The sequence below is a fragment of the Chroococcidiopsis sp. genome (assembly GCF_051657925.1).
In the GTDB taxonomy this organism is placed as follows: Bacteria; Cyanobacteriota; Cyanobacteriia; order Cyanobacteriales; family Chroococcidiopsidaceae; genus Chroococcidiopsis.
Window position 1 is genome coordinate 1 of sequence record NZ_JBOFLP010000348.1, and the last position, 20,988, is coordinate 20,988.

Genomic DNA, 20,988 nt, shown 5'->3' on the forward strand with positions numbered 1-20,988 from the left:
AGGGAGCAGGGAGCAGGGAGCAGGGAGCTGAGGGAGCAGGGAGCTGAGGGAGCAGGGAGCTGAGGGAGCAGGGAGCAGGGAGCAGGGAGCTGAGGGAGCAGGGAGCAGGGAGCTGAGGGAGCAGGGGAGCAGGGAGCAGAGTAAGAGAGCTGGGGGAGAACGATCGCGCACCGCTCACTACACCCTACACCCTACACCCCACACCCCACACCCCACACCCCACACCCCACACCCCATTCTTCACTGATAACTGACAACTGTATTTCCGCCAGCATAAAGGAAGATTCGATCTCACTTGGTAGATTTAGTGACAGTTCTGAGGGTTTGCGGCGATGGATAATTTTTTACCTATTCACAAAATTTTCACTTATACGCTCTATATTTCAAAATCGTTACAGTTTGTTTATTAGTAATTGACGATTGGGCAGAGTTAGCTTTTTCTCTCCCAGTTCCCTCTACTCTCTTTTTATCCCGATCTCTCGCATCCATCTATGGTAATTCTCACGCCAAACTCAAGTTATAGTCTGACTTTACGCTTGCAAATTCCCAATCGAGCGGGAATGCTGGCAACAGTGACTCAAGCGATCGCCAATAGCGGTGGTAATTTGGGTCAAATCGATTTAATTGCCCAAACTCGCCAACTCACGACTCGCGATGTGACTGTTGATGCTTCTAGTACAGAACATGCCGAAACGATCGTCCAAGCAGTGAAAGAATTGGCAGATGTCAAGTTAATGAGCGTCTACGATCGCACCTTTAATTTGCATCGTGGTGGCAAAATTACTATAAACAGCAGAATCCCACTCAAAAGTCAAGACGATTTGGCAATGGCTTATACGCCTGGAGTCGGTCGAGTCTGTACGGCGATCGCTCAAGATCCAGAACAAGTTTATAATCTCACAATTAAACAAAATACTGTAGCGATCGTCACGGATGGCAGTGCGGTTTTAGGGTTAGGTAATCTTGGTGCAGCTGGAGCATTACCAGTCATGGAAGGCAAAGCCATGTTATTTAAAGAATTTGCCGGAATTGATGCCTTTCCGATTTGTTTAGCAACTCAAGATACAGAAGAGATTATTGCTACAGTTAAAAATATTGCCCCTGTATTTGGGGGAGTCAATTTAGAAGATATTGCAGCTCCACGCTGCTTTGAGATCGAACAACGGCTGCGACAAGAATTAGATATTCCCGTATTTCACGACGATCAAAACGGTACGGCAATTGTCACGCTAGCGGCTCTATTCAACGCGCTCAAAATTGTCAACAAACCAATCGAGCAAATTCGGATTGTCATCAACGGTGCGGGAGCCGCTGGAGTCGCGATCGCCCGCTTACTGCAAAAAGCTGGTGCAACGAATATACTAATGTGTGACTCTAAAGGCATTCTCTCCACCAATCGGACAGACTTGAATCAGGAAAAGCAAGAATTTGCTGTTAGTCAAGCTGGAACTCTTACCGATGCTATGATAAGCAGCGATGTTTTCATTGGCGTGAGCGCCCCTGGTGTAGTCACTTCTGAAATGGTGCGATCGATGGCAAAAGACCCAATTGTGATGGCGATGGCAAATCCCATCCCTGAAATTCAACCGGAACTGGTGATGAATGATGTCGCAATTATGGCAACAGGGCGCAGCGACTATCCAAATCAAATTAACAATGTCTTAGCCTTTCCTGGCGTTTTTCGCGGTGCTTTAGACAGTCGTGCCAGCACGATTACAACCACGATGTGTTTAGAAGCAGCCAGCGCGATCGCTTCTTTAATTAAACCCAGCGATTTGCACTCAGAGTATATCATCCCGTCCGTGTTTGACGATCGCGTAGCCACAGCCGTTGCAGCTGCTGTCCAAAGAGCCGCCCGTGAAGAAGGAATTGCGAAACAGTGACCAGCTACTCAGTTATCAGTTATCAGTTAACCGTCGACCAACTATCAATTACCAACTACCAATTACCATTTCGAGAATGACATCTACCGTATCTCCAACTAAAGAGGCATCATCACAAACAGATAGCAGTCAAATTTGTTTCTGTATTGCTAAAGGTAACGCTTTACGCCAACCGCAGCAATCGCAAGACGATTTACTCCAGTTACAAACATTATTCGAGCAAGCAGCATTTTGGGCGCAAGGACGCAGCTTAGAAGATCTGAGCATAGCAATTGCCAATAGCGAACCAGTCGTGAGTGTTTGGGATGAAGAACGGCTTATTGGTTTTGCCAGAGCGACTTCTGATGGAATTTACCGCGCTACGATTTGGGATGTGGCGATTCATCCCGATTATCAAGGGCGGGGACTAGGGCGAAAACTAGTGCAAACAGTTTTGAGTCATCCCCGCATGAGTCGAGTCGAACGAGTTTATTTAATGACTACGCATCAGCAACGGTTCTACGAACGAATTGGATTTGAATGCAACAGCAGTACCACAATGGTATTGAAAGAGCGGCTTTTCATGAGTTCTTTGGAACAAAATTTTTCGGCGTGAAACTCGGTTCACAAAATCTTCACTCATTTGGCTTATCTTCACTGTTAATGAAACAAAAACCAATAGTAGCTCCCAAGGTTTGACTTTTAACTTTTACCTTTTGACTTTTAAAAGGATATTTTTTAAAGGATGTGAATTATGAATCGCTTCACCTACCAGGTAAACGTTAATACAATGAATGCTCTACTTGTAGATGAACTCAATACGATTCAGGATAAGGAAAATGCTTTAGAGATTGAAGCAAAAAATCTTCAAATCGAGCAATTAAAAATTGATCGAGCCAAACAAGCAGTCAAAGCCGATCGCGATCGCTTACAAGTTCAACGCTGGGAAATTTTGTCTAGATTGCAAGAATTCAGCAACGAACTTTCACCTCGCTAATTATTAATTCTCTTACCACTCACCACTCACTACTCACTCATAGCGACAAATGACAACCCCAGTTAATCTCGAAGCAAATACCAGCTCCCAACTCAATAACTCCACAGGTCGGGCTAAGCGTGCCGTACTAGCATATTCTGGGGGCGTTGATACTTCGGTATGCATTCCTTACCTTAAGCATGAATGGGGCGTGCAAGAAGTCATTACCCTAGCAGTCGATTTAGGACAAGGCGACGAACTCGAACCAATCCGCCAAAAAGCACTGCAATCGGGCGCAGATGAATCGTTAGTGGCAAACGTACAAGATGTATTCGTGAGAGAGTATGCCTTCCCAGCGATTCAAGCAAATGCCTTGTATGAAAATCGCTATCCCCTCGCCACAGCTTTAGCACGTCCGTTAATTGCCAAAGTCTTAGTAGAAGTGGCTGAAAAGTACGGTGCAGATGCGATCGCCCACGGTTGTACGGGTAAGGGTAACGACCAAGTACGGTTTGATGTCTCCATTGGCGCGCTCAATCCAAATTTAAAAATTCTTGCCCCTGCTAGAGAATGGGGTATGAGTCGGGAAGAAACGATCGCCTATGGCGAAAAGTTCGACATTCCCTTTCCAGTCAAAAAATCTTCTCCCTATAGCTTAGATAAAAACTTGCTGGGACTGGCGATCGAAGCTGGAATCTTGGAAGATCCTTGGGCAGAACCGCCAGAAGAAATTTATCAAATGACAAAGGCGATCGCCGACACTCCTAACCAGCCAGAATATATTGAAATTACCTTTGCAGGCGGTGTTCCAGTCGCTTTAAATGGCGAAACCCTAGCGCCAGTTACACTGATCGATCGACTCAATCAACTCGCTGGTAGCCACGGCGTAGGACGCATTGACATGGTAGAAAACCGCCTCGTCGGAATCAAATCGCGGGAAATCTACGAATCTCCTGCCATGACAGTTTTAATTCATGCCCACCGCGACCTCGAAAGCCTCACCTTGACTGCTGATGTCACTCGCTACAAGCGGGGAATTGAAGAAACCTACAGCCAACTCGTTTACAACGGACAGTGGTACAGCCCCCTCAAAGCCGCCCTCGATGCTTTTATCCTACAGACTCAAGCACGAGTTTCCGGTACCGTGCGCGTCCAACTCTTCAAAGGCAATTCCACCATTGTCGGACGTAAATCGGACAACTCCCTCTACAACACCGAACTAGCAACCTACGGAGCCGAAGACCAATTCGACCACAAAGCCGCTGAAGGCTTTATCTACGTCTGGGGACTGCCTACCCGTGTATGGTCGCAAAAGACCAGGGACTAGAAGAGAGCTGAGGGGGCTGAGGGAGCAACTCAAAATTCACGCATTCACGCATTCAAAATTTTCCTACACCCCACTCCCTGCTCCCTGCTCCCTGCTCCCTTTCTTCACTGATAACTGATAACTGATAACTGACAAAGGAAAGGACTATGCCAAGGCGCTCTGACATCAAAAAAATCCTCCTATTGGGAGCAGGACCGATTGTTATCGGACAAGCGTGCGAATTTGACTACTCGGGTACGCAAGCGTGTAAAGCCCTGCGGGAAGAAGGATACGAAGTGATTTTGGTTAACTCCAATCCTGCCACGATCATGACCGATCCTGAAACCGCACAGCGCACTTACATCGAACCGCTGACCCCCGAACTAGTCACCCAAGTTATTGATTCAGAGCGTCCCGACGCACTCTTACCTACAATGGGCGGACAAACCGCCCTCAACCTCGCCGTCAATCTCGCCAAAAACGGCACGTTAGAAAAATACGGCGTACAATTGATTGGCGCTAACCTCGCCGCGATTGAAAAGGCTGAAGACAGACAGCAATTCAACGAAGCGATGGCAAAAATAGGCGTTGCTGTTTGCCCCAGTGGTATTGCTTCCAACTTAGAGGAAGCTAAAAGTGTTGCTCAAGAAATTGGTACGTACCCCCTCATCGTTCGCCCTGCCTTTACTTTAGGCGGTACGGGTGGAGGTATCGCTTATAACCAAGAAGAATTTCTCGAACTCGCCACATCTGGACTCGACGCTTCCCCAGTTTCGCAAATTCTGATCGATAAGTCCTTAATTGGCTGGAAAGAATATGAATTGGAAGTAATGCGCGATTGTGCCGATAACGTCGTCATTATTTGCAGCATCGAAAACATCGATCCGATGGGCATCCACACCGGAGACAGCATTACCGTCGCCCCCGCTCAAACCCTGACTGACAAAGAGTACCAACGGCTGCGCGACTACTCAGTCCGGATCATCCGCGAAATCGGCGTGGAGACAGGCGGTTCCAATATCCAATTTGCGATTAACCCCACTAACGGCGAAGTCGTCGCGATCGAAATGAATCCCCGCGTGTCGCGTTCTTCGGCTTTAGCATCCAAAGCCACCGGATTTGCGATCGCCAAAATTGCTGCTAAACTCGCGATCGGTTACACGCTCGACGAGATCGCCAACGACATCACGAAAAAGACTCCTGCTTCGTTTGAACCAACCATAGACTATGTAGTTACCAAAATTCCCCGCTTCGCCTTTGAAAAGTTTCCCGGCTCAGATCCGACACTCACCACGCAAATGAAATCTGTCGGAGAAGCAATGGCAATTGGGCGTACCTTCAACGAATCTTTCCAAAAAGCTTTGCGTTCTTTAGAAACAGGTAGAAGCGGCTGGGGTTGTGACAAGCAAGAAAAACTGCCTTCCCTCGAACAAATTCGCGCCAACTTGCGCACCCCTAACCCAGAACGCATTTTTGCCGTGCGCCAAGCGATGCTTTTGGGCATGGGCAATGAAGAAATTTACGAACTCACAGGGATCGATCCCTGGTTTTTAAATTCTTTCCAACAATTGCTGGAAACGGAAAAGCTGCTCAAACGCACTCCCTTAGAATCGCTGGACGGCAAACAGCTATTTGCCATTAAACAACAGGGATTTAGCGACAAGCAAATTGCCTTTGCCACCAAAACCAGCGAAGAGCGAGTACGGCAATATCGCCAAAGCCTCGGTATCGTCCCCGTTTACAAAACTGTCGATACCTGTGCTGCTGAGTTTGAAGCCTTAACTCCCTACCACTACTCCAGCTACGACGGCGAAACCGAAGTTCGCCCCTCAGACCGTCCCAAAGTGATGATTTTGGGCGGTGGACCCAACCGGATCGGACAGGGAATTGAATTCGATTACTGCTGCTGTCACGCCGCCTATGCCCTCAAAGGGGCTGGCTACGAGACGATCATGGTTAACTCTAACCCCGAAACCGTCTCCACCGACTACGATACTAGCGATCGCCTTTACTTTGAACCCCTCACGCTCGAAGATGTAATCAACATCATCGAAGTCGAAAAACCACTCGGCATTATCGTCCAATTCGGCGGACAAACGCCGCTGAAGTTGGCATTGCCTTTGCAGGAGTATTTGCAGGGAGCAGGGAGCGCTTCGGTGCAGGGAGCAGGGGAAGAGAGCAGAGCAACTACAAAAATCTGGGGGACTTCTCCTGAAGATATAGATACGGCAGAAGATAGGGAAAAGTTTGAAAAGATCCTGCACGCCTTAAATATTGCTCAGCCGCCTAATGGTATTGCTCGCAGCTATGAGGATGCCCTGGTAGTGGCTCAGAAGATCGGTTATCCAGTGGTGGTGCGTCCGAGTTACGTCTTGGGTGGTCGCGCTATGGAAATTGTCTATTCTGACACCGAACTAGAGCGTTACATGACCTTTGCGGTGCAGGTAGAGCCGGAACACCCAATTTTAATTGACAAGTTTTTGGAAAATGCGATCGAAGTTGATGTGGATGCGATCGCCGATACTACAGGTAAAGTTGTCATTGGTGGGGTAATGGAACATATCGAGCAAGCAGGAATTCATTCTGGCGATTCGGCTTGTACTCTACCTGCGATTTCCTTACCAACTCCGGTATTAGAGAAAATTCGCACTCAAACGGTGCAACTAGCCAAAGCGCTGAAAGTTGTCGGTTTGATGAATATTCAGTTTGCAGTAGTGGGGGCGCACACCTATAACCCGCAAGTTTATATCTTAGAAGCAAATCCGCGTGCTTCGCGGACAGTGCCATTTGTCTCCAAAGCAACCGGAGTGCCGCTTGCCAAGTTAGCTTCATTAGTGATGGCAGGGCAAAACTTAGTACAGTTGGGCTTAAATGAGGAACCGAAGTTAAATCACATTGCGGTCAAGGAAGCAGTATTACCATTTAAGAAGTTCCCTGGGACAGATACATTGCTCGGTCCAGAAATGCGATCGACAGGCGAAGTTATGGGAATCGATCGCGATTTTGGCTTAGCTTATGCCAAAGCTGAATTGGGAGCTGGAGAAGTCCTACCTCTAGAAGGAACGGTATTCGTGACTTGTAACGAGCGCGATAAGCCTCTAGTCGTGCCAGTAGTCAGGGACTTCATGGAATTGGGTTTTGATGTCATTGCCACCGATGGTACTCGTCGAGTGTTGCAAGAGCATGGTCTAAAGGTGGGGTTAATTCTCAAGTTACATGAAGGTAGACCCCACGTCCTCGATGCGATTAAGAATCATAACATTCAGTTAATTATCAATACGCCTTCTGGTGAAGAGGCGCAAACCGATGCTAAGTTAATTCGGCGATCGGCGCTCACTTATAAAATTCCCATCATCACGACAATTGCAGGAGCGCGGGCTACAGCGGCGGCGATTCGGGCGCTTAGATCTCAATCTCTTACTGTCAAAGCAATTCAAGACTACACCGCAGAAGCAAATCAAGGACAAACTCAGAACCAGCGGCAAGATGACTCTCTTGTCACCTCTACCTCAGCGTAAAGGCATGAGTAGCTTTCCTAGCCCCCTTTTTAAGGGGGTTGGGGGATCTTCTTTGATGGCAGTAAGGGGGTTGGGGGGATCTATTCTGTCGCACTCAAAAGCAATAATAGTATTATCCTCACCCCGCACTCCTCGCTCCTCGCCCCTACATTCAGACTTCTGGCTCGATCCCGGCTGCCCTGAGTTGAGCTGCTAATCTCTCTGCTTTTTCCGTCAGTTGTTGAGTTCTTTCAACCCCCCACAGTAACAACTGCCCGTTTTCATCCCACCATCTCAACCAATAACCCGTCCTATTTTCTCTCGTTCCTTGCCATACTCCCAAGAATAAACCCATCTGAGCAATCCAGTAACGGTTATTCTCATCAGCAGTGCGGATTTGATATCGCCCATCATCTAACTGATAAGCTTCTATTTCTCCTGTATCTGGCTCAAAAATAATGTAGTGGGTAACTCTTAGCACTTGTTCATAAAAAAACCATTTTCCAGGTGGATGAGTGGGTTTAATTGAATATTCACCGCCTTCGGTATCCGAAAGGAATTCCATGACAATGACTGGAATTTTCCCTTGGAGTTGAGGAGTGTAACTGCGCTTAACTTCTTCTCTAGGAACTCGTATTGCGGGTATATATGCCCAATCTGGAGCTTTGACGACAAACTTTTGATTTACTGCGGCACAGATATCATAATTAGTGGTAGTTAAAGCATTAGGCGGAATTTTCCCAGCTAGTTCTAAGCTTTCAGTCAAAGCCGCAGCTAGAGACGGCTGGTTAATATTATCCACAGGTTCGTTATCTAAAACAAAATCATCTGGTAGCTTTTCCCAGGTGATTTCATAGTTAATAATACTAGTAAACATGGTAGGAAGGATAGGTAGTCGCGATCGCGTTTTCTTTTGTGGTTCTACTGCGAGAATATACAGTTATTTTGACTCTACCACTTACAGACAAGAACATGTCCAAACTCATCCTTATCCGGCACGGACAAAGTATCTGGAATGCTGCCAACAAATTTACGGGTTGGGTAGATGTGCCTTTGAGTAAATTAGGGCGATTGGAGGCAACAAAGGCAGCTTATAAACTAAGAGATTATCGAGTTGATATTTGCTTTACCAGTCTATTAATTCGAGCAATTGAAACCGCGATTATTTGCCTGACAGAATTTGAAGAAATTTGTGCTGGGAGAAATCCCGTATTGAAACACGAAGCCGACGATCCGCACTGGCACGGTTGGGATAAGTATGAAGGTAATTCAAGTTGCGAACTTCCTATTATTCCCAGCATGGCACTGGACGAGCGTTTTTATGGCGATTTACAGGGATTAAATAAAGCGCAGACAGCCGAAAAATATGGTGCAGATGTCGTGCAGGCATGGCGAAGATCTTTTTCAATTCGCCCTCCTGGTGGTGAGAGTTTAGAGGATACAATGCAGCGCACTCTTCCTTTTTTCCACAGCCGCATTCTGACCCAGTTAAAACAAGGAGATAATGTTTTAGTTGCAGCTCACGGCAATTCTTTGCGCTCAATTATTATGGAACTCGAACGCCTCAGTCCCGAACTAATTCCGAGTTTAGAACTCGCTACAGGTGTACCAATTATTTATGATGTGGATAACACCGGACAGGCAACAAATAAAATTATTTTAATTTAAATATAGCCGTTTTCAATTGGATAAAATACAAGAGCTGTAGGGGCGCACAGCTGTGCGCCCCTACAAATATATCGCATCATAATGAGAATCACTATATATCAATTTAAAATGGCAAATCCTGTAAGGGCATGTTTATTGAGTTACTCAAATATGTATAGAGATCTCTGGTGAATCCACCCCTATAAATTTTGACTTTTAACTTTTAACTTTTGACTTCTCTTACTAGCCACCGCTGACGGGAGGAATCAGCACCACCTCATCGCCGTCTTGAAGGAGAGTATCGGGTTCGACGAATTGTAAATTTACACCAAAGCGAGTCAAATCCCGCCACTGAGAGAGTTGTGGATGTTCGGAGATCAGGCGATCGCGCACTGCTGCAACTGGTGTATTCTGAGGAAATTCTAATGCAAGTTCCGATCTGCCGTATGCCTCTTGATAGGCGGCGAAAAGTTTAATTGTGACTTTGACGGTGTTAGTCATATGGATAATGTCACGCATAGACGCGAAGTGACTTCTCGTAGAGTAGACGCAAAGGCGCAAAGTGGGGGACATTCCTTAACTTGATTAGGATAGTTAATGCAAGCTAAGAAATAATTAGTATGTCTAAAGCAATATTTTGATTTCCAGAAAACTGCTGCGATCGTGATAGTAACGATGACGCTGGCAATTAGCAATTAGCTATCAATAATTAGCTAATTGCTAATGGCTAACTACTACGGGCGTTCTTCAACTACATGATCGATTAGACCGTATGCTTTGGCTTCCTCTGCTGACATGAAGAAGTCACGATCCATGTCTTTTTCAATCTTTTCTAAAGGTTGACCCGTATTATTAGCATAGATCTGGTTTAATTGACCGCGAATTCGCAAGATTTCTCGCGCTTCAATTTCAATATCTGATGCTTGTCCGCGAGTTCCACCGGATGGTTGGTGAATCATAATTCGCGAGTGAGGTAAGGCAAGCCGTTTGCCTTTCGTACCTGCGGCAAGTAGGAAAGAACCCATTGATGCTGCTAAACCAACACAAATTGTAATCACATCAGATTTGATGTGTTGCATCGTGTCATAAATTGCCATCCCAGATGTCACCATTCCACCAGGGGAATTGATGTATAAGGAAATATCTTTGCCTGGATCTTCTGAATCCAAATAAAGCATAACCGCGATAATTTGGTTAGCAATTTCATCATCAACATCTCGCCCTAAGAAAATGATTCGTTCTCTGTAGAGGCGATTGTAAATATCAATCCACTGAGTGTATTGTTCCCCCGGCATCCGATAGGGAACTTTTGGTACACCGATAGGCATTTTTCCGACTCCGTTCTTAAAATTAGGTTACTAGTTAGTGGTCATTGGTCATTAGTCATTGGTTAAAACTGCACAAATGACGAATGACAGATGACAAATGACAAGCTAAATGACTCCAGCTGGTAGGGGAGGATTGGCTAAGTCTTGTTTTTCCAACACGCGATCGATCAGACCGTATTCTTTCGCTTGCTGAGGAGTCAAGTAAAATAACCGATCCATGTCTTTAGTAATTTTTTCGATTGGCTGTCCTGTCGTCTTAGCGAGAATATCTAACAGCGTTGCCTTATTTGCCAACACTTCCTTAGCCCGAATTTGAATATCCGTAGCTTGTCCTTGGGCGTAGCTTTTGGGTTGGTGCAAAATAATGTTGGCATTGGGCAGACTAGCACGACAACCTGGAGTTCCAGCCGAAAGCAACATTGCTGCCATTCCCATCGCCGATCCCAGACAAATGGTGTGTACGGGAGGTTTGATGTATCTCAGCGTGTCGTAAATGGCAAAGGCTTCAGTTTCAAAGCCGATGGGTTCGCCATTGTAGCTGGAAGTGCCTGTAGAGTTGATGTAGATTTTGATCGGCTTGTCTGGATCGTCAGATTGCAAATAGAGTAATTCGGCAATAATTAACTCGGTAACGGCGGGTACGAGGGGCATACCAAGATAGACAATCCGCTCTTTGAGTAGTAGAGAGGGTAAGTCTGGCGGTGGCGTGCGGTAGAAGTTATCGCCATAGTAGGGGGCTTGAACGGCTTTAATCGGTGAAACCATAGCAAATCCAGACGGTTACAATAATGCGATAATGACATTATCTGATAGTGTAATCCTAGCTTGAGGATGAGTTGAAAAGGGGTACGGATTCCTCACCCGGAAATTTAAGGGATGGATTTGAGGTTGCGATCGCATCCGAGATAGAAGCACATAGGATATTCTGTAATTGACAATAGAGATGGACTTAACATAACTTTTCCGTAGCAACAGTATGGGGCTGTGGAGCAGTTGATATCACATCTGGTTAGATAGGACGAAAGGTATGAAGGTTAGCTTGCAGCCTACCCTGAACGATGTTAATTTGGACGCACATCAAGCTACAAGTCAGCGACAATTGGCTGTATCAATTTCGGCGATCGCAAATAATTCGCAGCGGCAAGTCCCGCTTAATCTTTGCTTAATTCTCGACCAAAGTGGTTCGATGAAGGGACAACCGATTGAAACGGTCAAACAAGCGGCACAAACACTAGTCGATCGACTCCAGCCAGACGATCGCCTCTCAATTGTCGTTTTCGATCACCGTGCCAAGGTACTCGTTCCCAACCAAACGGTTAACAACCCTGACTATATTAAACGGCAAATCGACCGTTTATATGCTGAAGGTGGCACGGCGATCGATGAAGGGCTGAAATTGGGAATTGAAGAACTAGGGAAAGGCAAAAAAGAAGCTATTTCCCAGGCGTTTTTACTTACGGATGGAGAAAACGAACATGGCGACAACGATCGCTGTCTGAAATTGGCACAACTGGCAGCTAGCTACAATTTAACCCTCAACACTTTAGGCTTTGGCGATTATTGGAACCAAGATATTTTAGAAAAAATTGCCGATGCGGGTGGTGGCGGTTTATCTTACATTCAACACCCAGAGCAAATTCTAGAAGAGTTTGGGCGGTTATTCGATCGCATTCAAGCCGTGGAATTGACAAATGCTTACCTGCTATTATCGTTCATTCCTAAAGTGCGACTTGCAGAACTCAAACCGATTGCCCAAGTTGCGCCAGATGCAATTGAATTACCCATACAACAAGATACCTACGGACGTTACACCGTACGCTTGGGAGACTTGATGAAGGACTCCGAACGGGTGGTGTTAGCGAATATGTATATCAGTCAGTTACCGGAAGGCAGACACACTATTGCTAGCGTGCAAATCTGTTATGACGATCCGGCGGTTGACCAAACTAATTTACTTTCTGACAATATTCCGGTAGAAATTAACGTGGTACGGGATTATAAACCTGTCAACAATCCGCAAGTACAGCAATATGTTTTAGCATTGGCGAAGTATCGTCAAACACAGCTAGCCGAACTGAAATTGCAACAAGGCGATCGCGCTGGAGCGGCGACAATGTTACAAACTGCGGCTAAAACTGCCTTGCAAATGGGCGATCGCAGTGCCGCTACTGTGTTGCAAGATAACGCCACGCGCTTGCAGTCGGGAGAAGAACTTTCCGAAAGCGATCGCAAGAAAACTCGCATCGTGTCAAAAACAGTGTTGCAGGATCAAGAAGGATGAACTATGCAGCTAGATGAATAGTAGGCTAGCGATCGCAAGAAAACTCGCATCGCGTCAAAAACTATTTGACAGGATCGAAAAGGATGAATAGTTGGTTATTGCCTAAGCTAAAAGATTTTCCTACAAGTTTACCAGTAGAAGGAGCTGTGCGAATCGATTTAGAAGAGGGAGTACCGATTTTTCGGGCATCGGCAACCGTTCAAACAAGAATTGAAAAACTGCTGGTAAAACATCAGGAAACAAACTTAAGTTTGGAGGAAGAACAGGAGTTAGATTTCTATGAAGAAATTGATGATTATTTAAGGTTCTTAAACCGAGTAGTTCGCAATATGTATTTAAGTCAGCAGAGTGAATAAAGTTGGCTGGACGTAAGTTTTGCTGAATCAATTCAAATTCAGCTACGACAACGAGCAAAATACCTCTGTGAATATTGCCATACTTCAGAGCAATGGCAGTACGTGCCGTTTACAGTAGACCATATAATTCCCTTGTCGCTGGGTGGTAACGATAGTTTAGAAAATTTGGCATTGGCTTGCTTCCATTGCAATCGTCGAAAAACACACCGCGTTACAATAGCATTACCAGAGACATCAGAAGAAATACCACTATTTAATCTTCGACAAGATAATTGGAGCGAACATTTTATCCGGTCTGCGGATGGATTATTGATTGTTGGAGTGACACAGGTTGGACGAATAACAGTTACAGCGTTAGCCTTGAATAGAGAGAGGGTAATTGGTATTCGAGCTGCAAATAAACAGATTGGAAGACACCCACCTCAAGACGATCCAATTCAAAAAAATTAAATTTTAAGAGTATTTTTTCACTGCTGCCAAAATAAATTTAATTGCTGCTTCAGTATGTTTTTCTACCATTTCTCGACTGAGGCGATCGCTTCCATTATTTAAGTGCTTCCAATTCTCATGTACGGTAAAGTAAAAAATACAAATGCTTAAAATATGAGTTAATGTTAAAAATGGATCGAGGGGACGAAAACAACCTGCTTCCATGCCACGATTTAGAACTTTAAGTAAGTGTTCGTGTAAACTTTCTACGTTACTTTGTTTAAAATAAAAACCTTGATTTTGGCTAGCTTCTTGAAACCAAAGCATCTGGCGGTGGGGGTTTTTGGCTTCGTAGGCGATCGCAACTCGAATAATTTGTTTGAGCGCTTCTTCTGGTGATAAATCGTCAAGCTGTAATTGACTTACCATTGCCTGCACTTCATCAACTGGACGTTGCAAAACTGATTTATATAAACCTTCTTTATTCTCAAAATAGTAGTGAATTGTCGCAGTTGTAATTTGAGCGCGATCGGCAATATCGCTCATTCGAGCGCCTTTAAGTCCATGTTTAGCAAACTCCAATTCTGCGGCATCAAGAATTTGTTTTTGTGTCGCTTCCGCATCTCGAAATTGTTTTTTATTAACGTGCGATCGCCGCATTTTCTACTTACTCATCTTCTGGATTTTGAAATAAATTAGGAAAAGCAACTAATTGTTCGCATTTTCGAGTAAATTTTTGTAAAAAACGCTCTCCTGCCTCAATGTTACGCGAGTAAAAATAGTCTGAAATTTTCATCAGATCTCGACTGGCGACAATGTTGATAACATAGCGAGTCATTTCTGAGCTTCACGCGCTTGCTGAAAACGTTTTAGCAACTCGGCAACATAAGTTTCACCATCAATAGGTGGTGTATGTTTTGATGCTTCAGTCGCCTCGTCAATCTTAACGCGAACTTCTTCAAGCCACTGTTGATATTCACGATAATTTTCTTCTAGTAGGCGCAGTGCTGCTTGAATGACTTCATCAGGGTTATTAAACTCGCCTGTTGCTAGTAAAACCTGGACTATCTTTTCTTGCTCTGCTTTTAAAGTGATGTTCATACTGAATATTTTTGTTTACTAATATCATAAGATATCTGCTGAACCTAACTTATCCTATGAGCCTGCGTTGGCGATTTGAACCTGTCAGGGTTGATTTTCATTTAGATGGTGGCTATACGAGAGTCATGCTTGAGCGTCTCGTTGGATTAGGAATGTTGGATGAAGAAGGATGGTATTGGGAGATCCCCACAGTCTCTATTCCACCAAATTTGAGAAACATTGGATCTCGTTTTTTGCTTTCGTGGCAAGATTCCTATAATCCTGGCAATTCAGAAGATATTCGTACTGCTTATGCCGATTTCCCAATTGTCAAGCTGCGTCGAGATAGCTGAATTTCTTGACGATCGCCTCCTCATCCTTTTAAACTAACTAATTAATTAGTCAGTTATTTTCAAGGTAGTTTGCATCATGCTACAAGGCGCACCTTGGCTGTTAGCACACCGTTCTATGCTCAAGCCTAACCAGCCGATGAAGGTGTCACTTTACGGTAAAGACTACGTGCTTTGGCAGGATAGTACGGGTAAAATTAGTTGCTTGCCAAATGCATGTCCGCACATGGGTGCAATGCTATCAGCAGGATGGTGCGTGAAAAAGCCTGATGGTAGTAGCGCGATCGCTTGTCCGTTTCATGCCTTAGAATTCGATCGCAATGGTTGCACTATTTTACCAGGTACACTCAAACCAACAAAATCCCTATTACAGCCATTAGAGCTAATCATTCATGGCGATTTTATTTGGTCTTACGGGGGATTTGCACCTAAAATTCCAATTCCGACAATTTTAAACAAAATTGCAGCAGAGTATGAGTTTGTCGGTTACACGGGCGATCGCAGTATTAAAACTGATTTTCTCAGTCTACTGCTAAATATGCACGACTACAACCACCAAAACGGTACTCATCGATCGCTATTTGAAATTGAGGAAGTGCAACTAAAGCAGTTTATTGACGATGGATTGCATTCCCATGCATACATCGCACAACTGCGAAAAAAACCAAATCTGCAAGATTTTCTCAAAAACCCTGGACTTTTGGCAATGCCTCAAGTACTCGAAGCTCATTTAGAAAACTTCTTTCCATTCATGGGCATGGTACACGGCGAGAGTCCGTTGTTAAGTTTAAAAGAGTGTCATTTTTACCTTCCCGAATCAGAAACTCACTCTCGCGTCTACGTTCTGATATTCGTGAAAGCACATCACCCGATTGCTCATCTCATTAAACAAAACCTGCTGCGACTAGTTGAAGTCGTAATCGAGCAAGATGCAGAGATCTTAAGTAAAATCTATGTCAACACACCTCAACACATTAAACTCAATAACGAGGTGGGTATGGATTGGGTGCGGCGCAACTACGCTAGCTTTCCAGCAATTGTAGAGCCACATGTTTCTCGATAGCAGTATGCACGTTGCTTTAAAAAATACTGTATCAAGACATACTATTTATTGAATTACTTAACTGATTCTTCAGAAGTTTCGATCGCTGCCAAGCAGAATTGAGAAATAGCCATAATTCCGAAAACAGAAGCTAGATAAGCAGCAGCAAGGAATTGAAGGGCATTTTCAAAAGGAATGTAGGCAGTCATGGCGTAAATCTCCTCTGTTGTTGATTAATTTTGAAGTTAAACCAAAAAGGTGAATAGTTTGTGAAGGAAGTAGAAATTTTTGGTGAATAGTTTGTGAAAGTATCAAAAATTGGTGACGTGGATATAAATTGCGATCGCTAACTCATTCTCTAGAATTTAACAACAGTATAGTATCCCCTGATTCCGTAAACGTAACACCGATTTTAAGTATCGGGAAAATCTGCCACTTCCCCACCCGTGTCGCGTTCCCAGTCAATATCAGGCATTCGTTCAAAAGCTTCCCGCAACGAAGCCTCCCACTGCTTGCGAATTTTGGTTAAATACGGCGCACCCAACCGCAACCGCAGATCGTGCTGGACTTTGAAAGTATCTTTTTCATACACCACTAAATTAATTGGCGGTCCCACCGAAATATTAGACTTCATCGTAGAGTCAATCGATAGTAACGCGCATTTCGCTGCTGCTTCCAATGTTGTATTAAAATTAAGGATGCGGTCTAGAATGGGCTTCCCGTACTTAGTCTCGCCAACTTGCAGAAAAGGAGTTTCGCAAGTCGCATGAATGCAGTTTCCCTGACTGTAGATCATGTATAGTTCTGGCGGTTGTCCCTGAATTTGCCCTCCCAAAATCAGAGTGCATTGGACATCAATGCCATCTTGTTTCAGCCATACACGGTCTTGCTCTTGAATCTGCCGAATCTTAGCGCCGATGTAGCGGGCGACATCGTAGAGTGTTGGCAAGGTGTGTAGGTTAGCCTCTTCTGGAATTCTAATATCTCTGTGCATCTGCGCGATCGCGCCCTGCGTCACCGAAAGATTTCCCGCCGTACAGAGCAGAATGACCCGTTCTCCTGGCTGGGAAAAATCAAATAGCTTTTGATATGTAGATACGTAGTCTACCCCGGCATTCGTGCGCGAGTCTGCCGCCATAACTAAACCGTGTTTGGTAATGATGCCCAGGCAGTAAGTCACAATAGTTTCGGGTCATTTTGACTATAAGATTTTACAGTAATTGCAGGGGAGTGAGGAGTGAGGAGCGAGGAGCGAGGAGTGAGGGAATGAGTGGGAGGACAAAGAAAAAGCTGTCTTCCCCATCTCCCTTGTCTCTCTTCTTCCCCTCGCCCCTGATTTGGTAACTTAGTGTACTGCATTACCAAACAAGATCTGATTGAATTAGATAGAACATTCTAATTGAGTCAGGGCTATGACTGAATCTATTGTCAAAGCAGAGATAAAAGCGCCGTTGCGTCCGGTGAGTAAAGAAGGGCTAGAGAAATTAGCGGCGACTGCTAAGGCAAATCCTAATGTTGTCAAGTCCTTGAAGGTGAAGACGGTTTGTGAAGGTCAATTTCGCAATTTAACCTACGTTCGGGACTTACCAGAACACGTTATTGATGAACCTCCCACCCTACTAGGACAAGACACAGCACCCAATCCATCAGAAGCAATGCTAGCCTGTCTGGGTTCGTGCTTATCGGTGGGCATTCATGCTAACGCAGTCATGCGGGGAATTACTCTCACAAAGCTAGAACTGGAACTAGAAGGTGACATCAATATCACGGGTGTCTGGGGAATTGGTGACTTAGCAGAGAAGCGGTTGGGATTCACCGATGTCCGCGTCAAAGTGGATTTAGAAGGAGATGCTAGCAAAGAGGAACTAGAAGATCTAGTGGCTCATGCAAATTTCTGGTCGCCAGTTGCCAACACATTTCGCTTGCCTGTAAATGTAGATGTTTCTCTTAAGTGAGCAGTAGAAGACAGAGGACACTCAGAGAGGCAGCAGGTATTTGTGTAGAGATGCATACGTAAGTTATTGCGTCTCTACTCTGAATTGAGCGCAAATTGATACTGAGAAGACAGACTTGCCAGTCTAAGCAAGTCATAATGTTAAGAAATTTAAATATACATGAGTTTGTGTTGTCGCTCAGGAATTCTAGTATCTAGTATGCAAGCAGTTTCAAATCTATCCGATCGCGCACTAGCAAGGACGCAAGCACCCGAAACCATGCTGGCAGAATTGCAAAAAGCGATCGCGACTCAATTAGCACCGCAAGTTGCAGATATCGATCTCAAAGGACAATATCCCCGCCAGTTCATGCACCTGGTAGGGGAATTAGGCGGTTATCGGCAGGCGGTTGCGGTGGAATATGGCGGTGCTGGCAACGGCTTAAAAGCAGCAGTCCAAGCGATTGAAGCTATTTCCCAAGAATGTTTGTGTACTGGGTTTATGACTTGGTGTCAGATAGCCTGCACCTGGTACATGCAGAATAGTGACAATGCTTACCTCAAACAGCACCTTCTACCCTTAGTCGCTACAGGCAAAGTTTTAGGTGGCACGGGTTTATCCAACCCAATGAAACACTTTGCTGGAATTGAGAAAATCGCTTTGGTTGCCGAACGCCGCCCTGGAGGCTACGTACTCAACGGTATGTTACCTTGGGTTTCCAACTTAGGTGCAGGACATCACTTTGGCATTGCCGCAAGACTAGCAGATAGCGATGACTACCTAATGGCGATCGTTTCCGACGAACTCACAGGATTAACTCTGCGTTGTAATGCCCATTTCATCGCTTTAGAAGGTAGCAATACTTACAGCTGTATCTTCCGCGATGTCTTCGTACCCGATGAATTAATTCTTGCTGCCCCCTGCGAAGAATATGTGAATCGTATCCGTCCTGGGTTTATTTTGACGCAAGTTGGCATGGGCTTAGGTCTAGTAGCTAGCTGTATCCAAATTATGGAACGGGCAAATCAACGATACGGACACGTCAACTGCTTTCTAGACGACCAAGTAGAAGACCTAGCTGCTAGTCTAGCAACGACCCGCGAGAAAACCTACGCGATCGCCACCCAAATGAGCCAGCAGGGATGCGATCGCCCCTTACTAAAACAAGTCATTCAAGCCCGAATTGATGCCTCAGAACTCTCGTTACGGGCAGCAAACGCCGCCATGCTACACGTAGGCGCAAGAGGATACTTACACGGTGGTATAGCCGAAAGAAAACTACGCGAATCGTACTTCGTCGCGATCGTCACCCCAGCATTAAAACAGTTGAAAAAAATGTTGTATGACATGGGTAAGTTGTAAGTCGCAGTTACAACACGCACCACTCACCACCCAACTACCAACTACCAACTACCAAAAAATATGACGGCTCTACTAGGGTCTTTTAGTAATTTAGATGTGAATTGCCCCTGTGGTGGTTCGCACGTTGCCGCAGATCATCAAAATTTTCTGGAAGGAATGCCCCAAGATCCAGCAGATTTGGTAAATGACCTATGTAAAATGGGACGCTACTCAGAAGAAACTCTAGAATTTGCCCGAGCATTAACTCAAGCCGAAATCAGAAAGACTCTGGTACTCCAGATGCTCGATCGCGCCGAACCAGGACAACGCCAGATCTGCTACGATTTGATCCAGCTTGCCGGAGGATTAGAAGCAGCGTTTGCCGCTGCCTTTGGCGATCGCTCAACTGAGTTTTTTCATGATGCACTTCGTCTAAGCAAGTTTCGCCGCCGCGATTTTTTAATTAAAGTTGCAGCCGCCGCCGCAGTTGTAACGGCTGCAAGTTGCGTCGGTAACAATAACTCGCCAGCACCAACCGCAACTTCTACGAATGCCGCAGATCCGAGTAAGTTAGAAAAAACCGATTTAACAATTGGTTTTATTCCCATCGCCTGTTCGATTCCCATCGTCGCCGCCGAACCACTGGGATTTTTTCAAAAGCATGGGTTAAACGTAACGCTGAAGAAAATGCCAAACTGGGCAGCAGTACGAGAATCTGCGATCGCCGGCGAACTCGATGCATACCATATGCTGTCTCCAATGCCGATCGCGATGACTTTGGGTTTAGGTTCTTCTGCCTTCCCGATTCGACTTGCCAGTATTGAAAATATTAACGGACAATCGATCGCAGTTGCCAGCAAACATCAAGATAAAGTCAAAACTGCGGCAGATTTTAAAGGTATGACTATCGGGTTGCCCTTTCCCTACTCGATGCATAATTTATTACTGCGTTACTACCTCGCATCGGGAGGATTGAACCCAGACAAAGACGTAAAAATTGAAATCGTTCCACCGCCGGATTCAGTCGCAAAGATGGCAGCAGGACAAATTGATGCTTTCCTCATGCCTGATAATTTTGGGCAACGGGCAATCTTTGAGAAAATTGGTTTTATTCACCTACTCACCAAAGATCTTTGGCAAGGACACCCGTGTTGTGCTTTTGCCGCTAGCCAAAGTTGGATCGATCGCCACCCGAATACCTTTCGTGCTGTCAACAAAGCTATTATCGATAGCGCCGGACATGCCAACGCTGCCGAAAACCGTCAGGAAGTCGCCAAGGCAATGTCCGAACGCAAGTATCTCAATCAGCCGGAACCAGTTCTGACAGCAGTGCTGACGGGTAAATTTGACAATGGTTTAGGGCAAACTCTAGACGTACCAGATCGGATTGGCTTCGATCCCTATCCGTGGAAAAGCTTTGCCAAGTGGATTTCTTCTCAAATGGTACGCTGGGATTTAATGCCGACAGAAAAGGCAAAATATGAAGAAATTGCCACCCAAGTCTATATGACAGACTTAGCAAGGGAACTGGCGAAAGAATTGGGACAAAACCCACCTGC

Annotated in this window: 23 protein-coding genes; 14 read left to right on the top strand and 9 right to left on the bottom strand. The window is 45.2% G+C overall.

What is annotated here, in order from left to right:
* Nucleotides 1–491 precede the first annotated feature (491 nt).
* The 5 genes from ACRC32_RS27645 (at nt 492) to carB (ending at nt 7,662) form a co-directional block, all read left to right on the top strand.
* Complete coding sequence (locus ACRC32_RS27645) at nt 492–1,883, top strand: malic enzyme-like NAD(P)-binding protein (RefSeq protein ID WP_438556984.1); 1,392 nt, start codon at nt 492–494, stop codon at nt 1,881–1,883.
* Nucleotides 1,884–1,959: 76 nt separating this feature from the next.
* A complete protein-coding gene (locus ACRC32_RS27650) occupies nt 1,960–2,478 on the top strand; it encodes a GNAT family N-acetyltransferase (protein ID WP_438556985.1) in 519 nt (172 codons plus the stop codon).
* Nucleotides 2,479–2,616: 138 nt separating this feature from the next.
* The gene (locus ACRC32_RS27655; RefSeq protein ID WP_438556986.1) at nt 2,617–2,859 is read left to right on the top strand and encodes a hypothetical protein; all 243 of its coding nucleotides are present in this window, start codon (nt 2,617–2,619) and stop codon (nt 2,857–2,859) included.
* A 49-nt stretch (nt 2,860–2,908) separates the two neighbouring features.
* The gene (locus tag ACRC32_RS27660; RefSeq protein ID WP_438556987.1) at nt 2,909–4,165 is read left to right on the top strand and encodes an argininosuccinate synthase; all 1,257 of its coding nucleotides are present in this window, start codon (nt 2,909–2,911) and stop codon (nt 4,163–4,165) included.
* A gap of 146 nt (nt 4,166–4,311) precedes the next feature.
* Nucleotides 4,312–7,662, top strand: a complete 3,351-nt coding sequence (carB, locus tag ACRC32_RS27665) for a carbamoyl-phosphate synthase large subunit (RefSeq protein WP_438556988.1) — start codon at nt 4,312–4,314, stop codon at nt 7,660–7,662.
* Nucleotides 7,663–7,813: 151 nt separating this feature from the next.
* Here carB and ACRC32_RS27670 read toward each other — a convergent pair whose 3' ends face one another.
* Nucleotides 7,814–8,518: a Uma2 family endonuclease gene (locus tag ACRC32_RS27670; RefSeq protein ID WP_438556989.1), complete on the bottom strand. Its 705-nt coding sequence runs from the start codon at nt 8,516–8,518 to the stop codon at nt 7,814–7,816.
* A gap of 95 nt (nt 8,519–8,613) precedes the next feature.
* Here ACRC32_RS27670 and ACRC32_RS27675 point away from each other — a divergent pair, with 95 nt between their 5' ends.
* Nucleotides 8,614–9,309: a 2,3-bisphosphoglycerate-dependent phosphoglycerate mutase gene (locus tag ACRC32_RS27675; RefSeq protein ID WP_438556990.1), complete on the top strand. Its 696-nt coding sequence runs from the start codon at nt 8,614–8,616 to the stop codon at nt 9,307–9,309.
* A gap of 222 nt (nt 9,310–9,531) precedes the next feature.
* Here the strand turns inward: ACRC32_RS27675 and ACRC32_RS27680 are convergent, their stop codons facing one another.
* From ACRC32_RS27680 to ACRC32_RS27690, 3 genes are all read right to left on the bottom strand, one after another.
* Entirely contained in the window at nt 9,532–9,789 is a 258-nt protein-coding gene (locus ACRC32_RS27680; RefSeq protein WP_438556991.1) for a MoaD/ThiS family protein, read from the bottom strand.
* 233 nt (nt 9,790–10,022) lie between these two features.
* Nucleotides 10,023–10,616 carry an ATP-dependent Clp protease proteolytic subunit gene (locus tag ACRC32_RS27685; RefSeq protein WP_015154722.1) on the bottom strand — a complete coding sequence of 198 codons (594 nt, stop codon included), beginning with the start codon at nt 10,614–10,616 and terminating at the stop codon, nt 10,023–10,025.
* Nucleotides 10,617–10,721: 105 nt separating this feature from the next.
* Nucleotides 10,722–11,381, bottom strand: a complete 660-nt coding sequence (locus tag ACRC32_RS27690; protein WP_438556992.1) for an ATP-dependent Clp protease proteolytic subunit — start codon at nt 11,379–11,381, stop codon at nt 10,722–10,724.
* A gap of 262 nt (nt 11,382–11,643) precedes the next feature.
* On the opposite strand from ACRC32_RS27690, the gene ACRC32_RS27695 reads away from it, so the two are divergent.
* From ACRC32_RS27695 to ACRC32_RS27705, 3 genes are all read left to right on the top strand, one after another.
* Entirely contained in the window at nt 11,644–12,897 is a 1,254-nt protein-coding gene (locus ACRC32_RS27695; protein WP_438556993.1) for a vWA domain-containing protein, read from the top strand.
* An 83-nt stretch (nt 12,898–12,980) separates the two neighbouring features.
* Nucleotides 12,981–13,253: a hypothetical protein gene (locus ACRC32_RS27700; protein WP_438556994.1), complete on the top strand. Its 273-nt coding sequence runs from the start codon at nt 12,981–12,983 to the stop codon at nt 13,251–13,253.
* Nucleotides 13,254–13,289: 36 nt separating this feature from the next.
* Nucleotides 13,290–13,703: an HNH endonuclease gene (locus tag ACRC32_RS27705; protein ID WP_438557005.1), complete on the top strand. Its 414-nt coding sequence runs from the start codon at nt 13,290–13,292 to the stop codon at nt 13,701–13,703.
* Nucleotides 13,704–13,706: 3 nt separating this feature from the next.
* On the opposite strand, the gene ACRC32_RS27710 is transcribed toward ACRC32_RS27705, so the two are convergent.
* Genes ACRC32_RS27710 through ACRC32_RS27720 form a run of 3 tightly spaced genes read right to left on the bottom strand, consistent with a single transcriptional unit; the run spans nt 13,707 to nt 14,783 of the window.
* Nucleotides 13,707–14,342 (bottom strand): TetR/AcrR family transcriptional regulator, encoded by a 636-nt coding sequence (locus ACRC32_RS27710; RefSeq protein WP_438556995.1) that lies wholly within the window; start codon nt 14,340–14,342, stop codon nt 13,707–13,709.
* 7 nt (nt 14,343–14,349) lie between these two features.
* Nucleotides 14,350–14,520 carry a type II toxin-antitoxin system RelE/ParE family toxin gene (locus ACRC32_RS27715; protein ID WP_438556996.1) on the bottom strand — a complete coding sequence of 57 codons (171 nt, stop codon included), beginning with the start codon at nt 14,518–14,520 and terminating at the stop codon, nt 14,350–14,352.
* The gene (locus tag ACRC32_RS27720) at nt 14,517–14,783 is read right to left on the bottom strand and encodes a ribbon-helix-helix domain-containing protein (RefSeq protein ID WP_438556997.1); all 267 of its coding nucleotides are present in this window, start codon (nt 14,781–14,783) and stop codon (nt 14,517–14,519) included. The genes ACRC32_RS27715 and ACRC32_RS27720 overlap by 4 nt, the downstream gene beginning before the upstream one ends.
* Before the next feature lie 56 nt (nt 14,784–14,839).
* Here ACRC32_RS27720 and ACRC32_RS27725 point away from each other — a divergent pair, with 56 nt between their 5' ends.
* Nucleotides 14,840–15,115, top strand: a complete 276-nt coding sequence (locus tag ACRC32_RS27725; protein WP_438556998.1) for a hypothetical protein — start codon at nt 14,840–14,842, stop codon at nt 15,113–15,115.
* A gap of 76 nt (nt 15,116–15,191) precedes the next feature.
* The gene (locus ACRC32_RS27730; protein WP_438556999.1) at nt 15,192–16,175 is read left to right on the top strand and encodes a Rieske 2Fe-2S domain-containing protein; all 984 of its coding nucleotides are present in this window, start codon (nt 15,192–15,194) and stop codon (nt 16,173–16,175) included.
* A gap of 53 nt (nt 16,176–16,228) precedes the next feature.
* Here ACRC32_RS27730 and ACRC32_RS27735 read toward each other — a convergent pair whose 3' ends face one another.
* Entirely contained in the window at nt 16,229–16,363 is a 135-nt protein-coding gene (locus tag ACRC32_RS27735; RefSeq protein ID WP_438557000.1) for a hypothetical protein, read from the bottom strand.
* Between the two features lie 203 nt (nt 16,364–16,566).
* Entirely contained in the window at nt 16,567–17,334 is a 768-nt protein-coding gene (locus ACRC32_RS27740; protein WP_438557001.1) for a peptidase, read from the bottom strand.
* A 232-nt stretch (nt 17,335–17,566) separates the two neighbouring features.
* On the opposite strand from ACRC32_RS27740, the gene ACRC32_RS27745 reads away from it, so the two are divergent.
* The 3 genes from ACRC32_RS27745 to ACRC32_RS27755 form a co-directional block, all read left to right on the top strand.
* Nucleotides 17,567–18,109, top strand: coding sequence for an OsmC family protein (locus ACRC32_RS27745; RefSeq protein WP_438557002.1), 543 nt, complete (start codon nt 17,567–17,569; stop codon nt 18,107–18,109).
* Between the two features lie 198 nt (nt 18,110–18,307).
* On the top strand, nt 18,308–19,450 hold the full coding sequence (locus ACRC32_RS27750; RefSeq protein WP_438557003.1) for an acyl-CoA dehydrogenase family protein: 1,143 nt from the start codon (nt 18,308–18,310) through the stop codon (nt 19,448–19,450).
* Between the two features lie 60 nt (nt 19,451–19,510).
* Nucleotides 19,511–20,988, top strand: a 1,478-nt coding sequence (locus tag ACRC32_RS27755; RefSeq protein ID WP_438557004.1) for an ABC transporter substrate-binding protein, incomplete at its 3' end; no start/stop codon positions are given.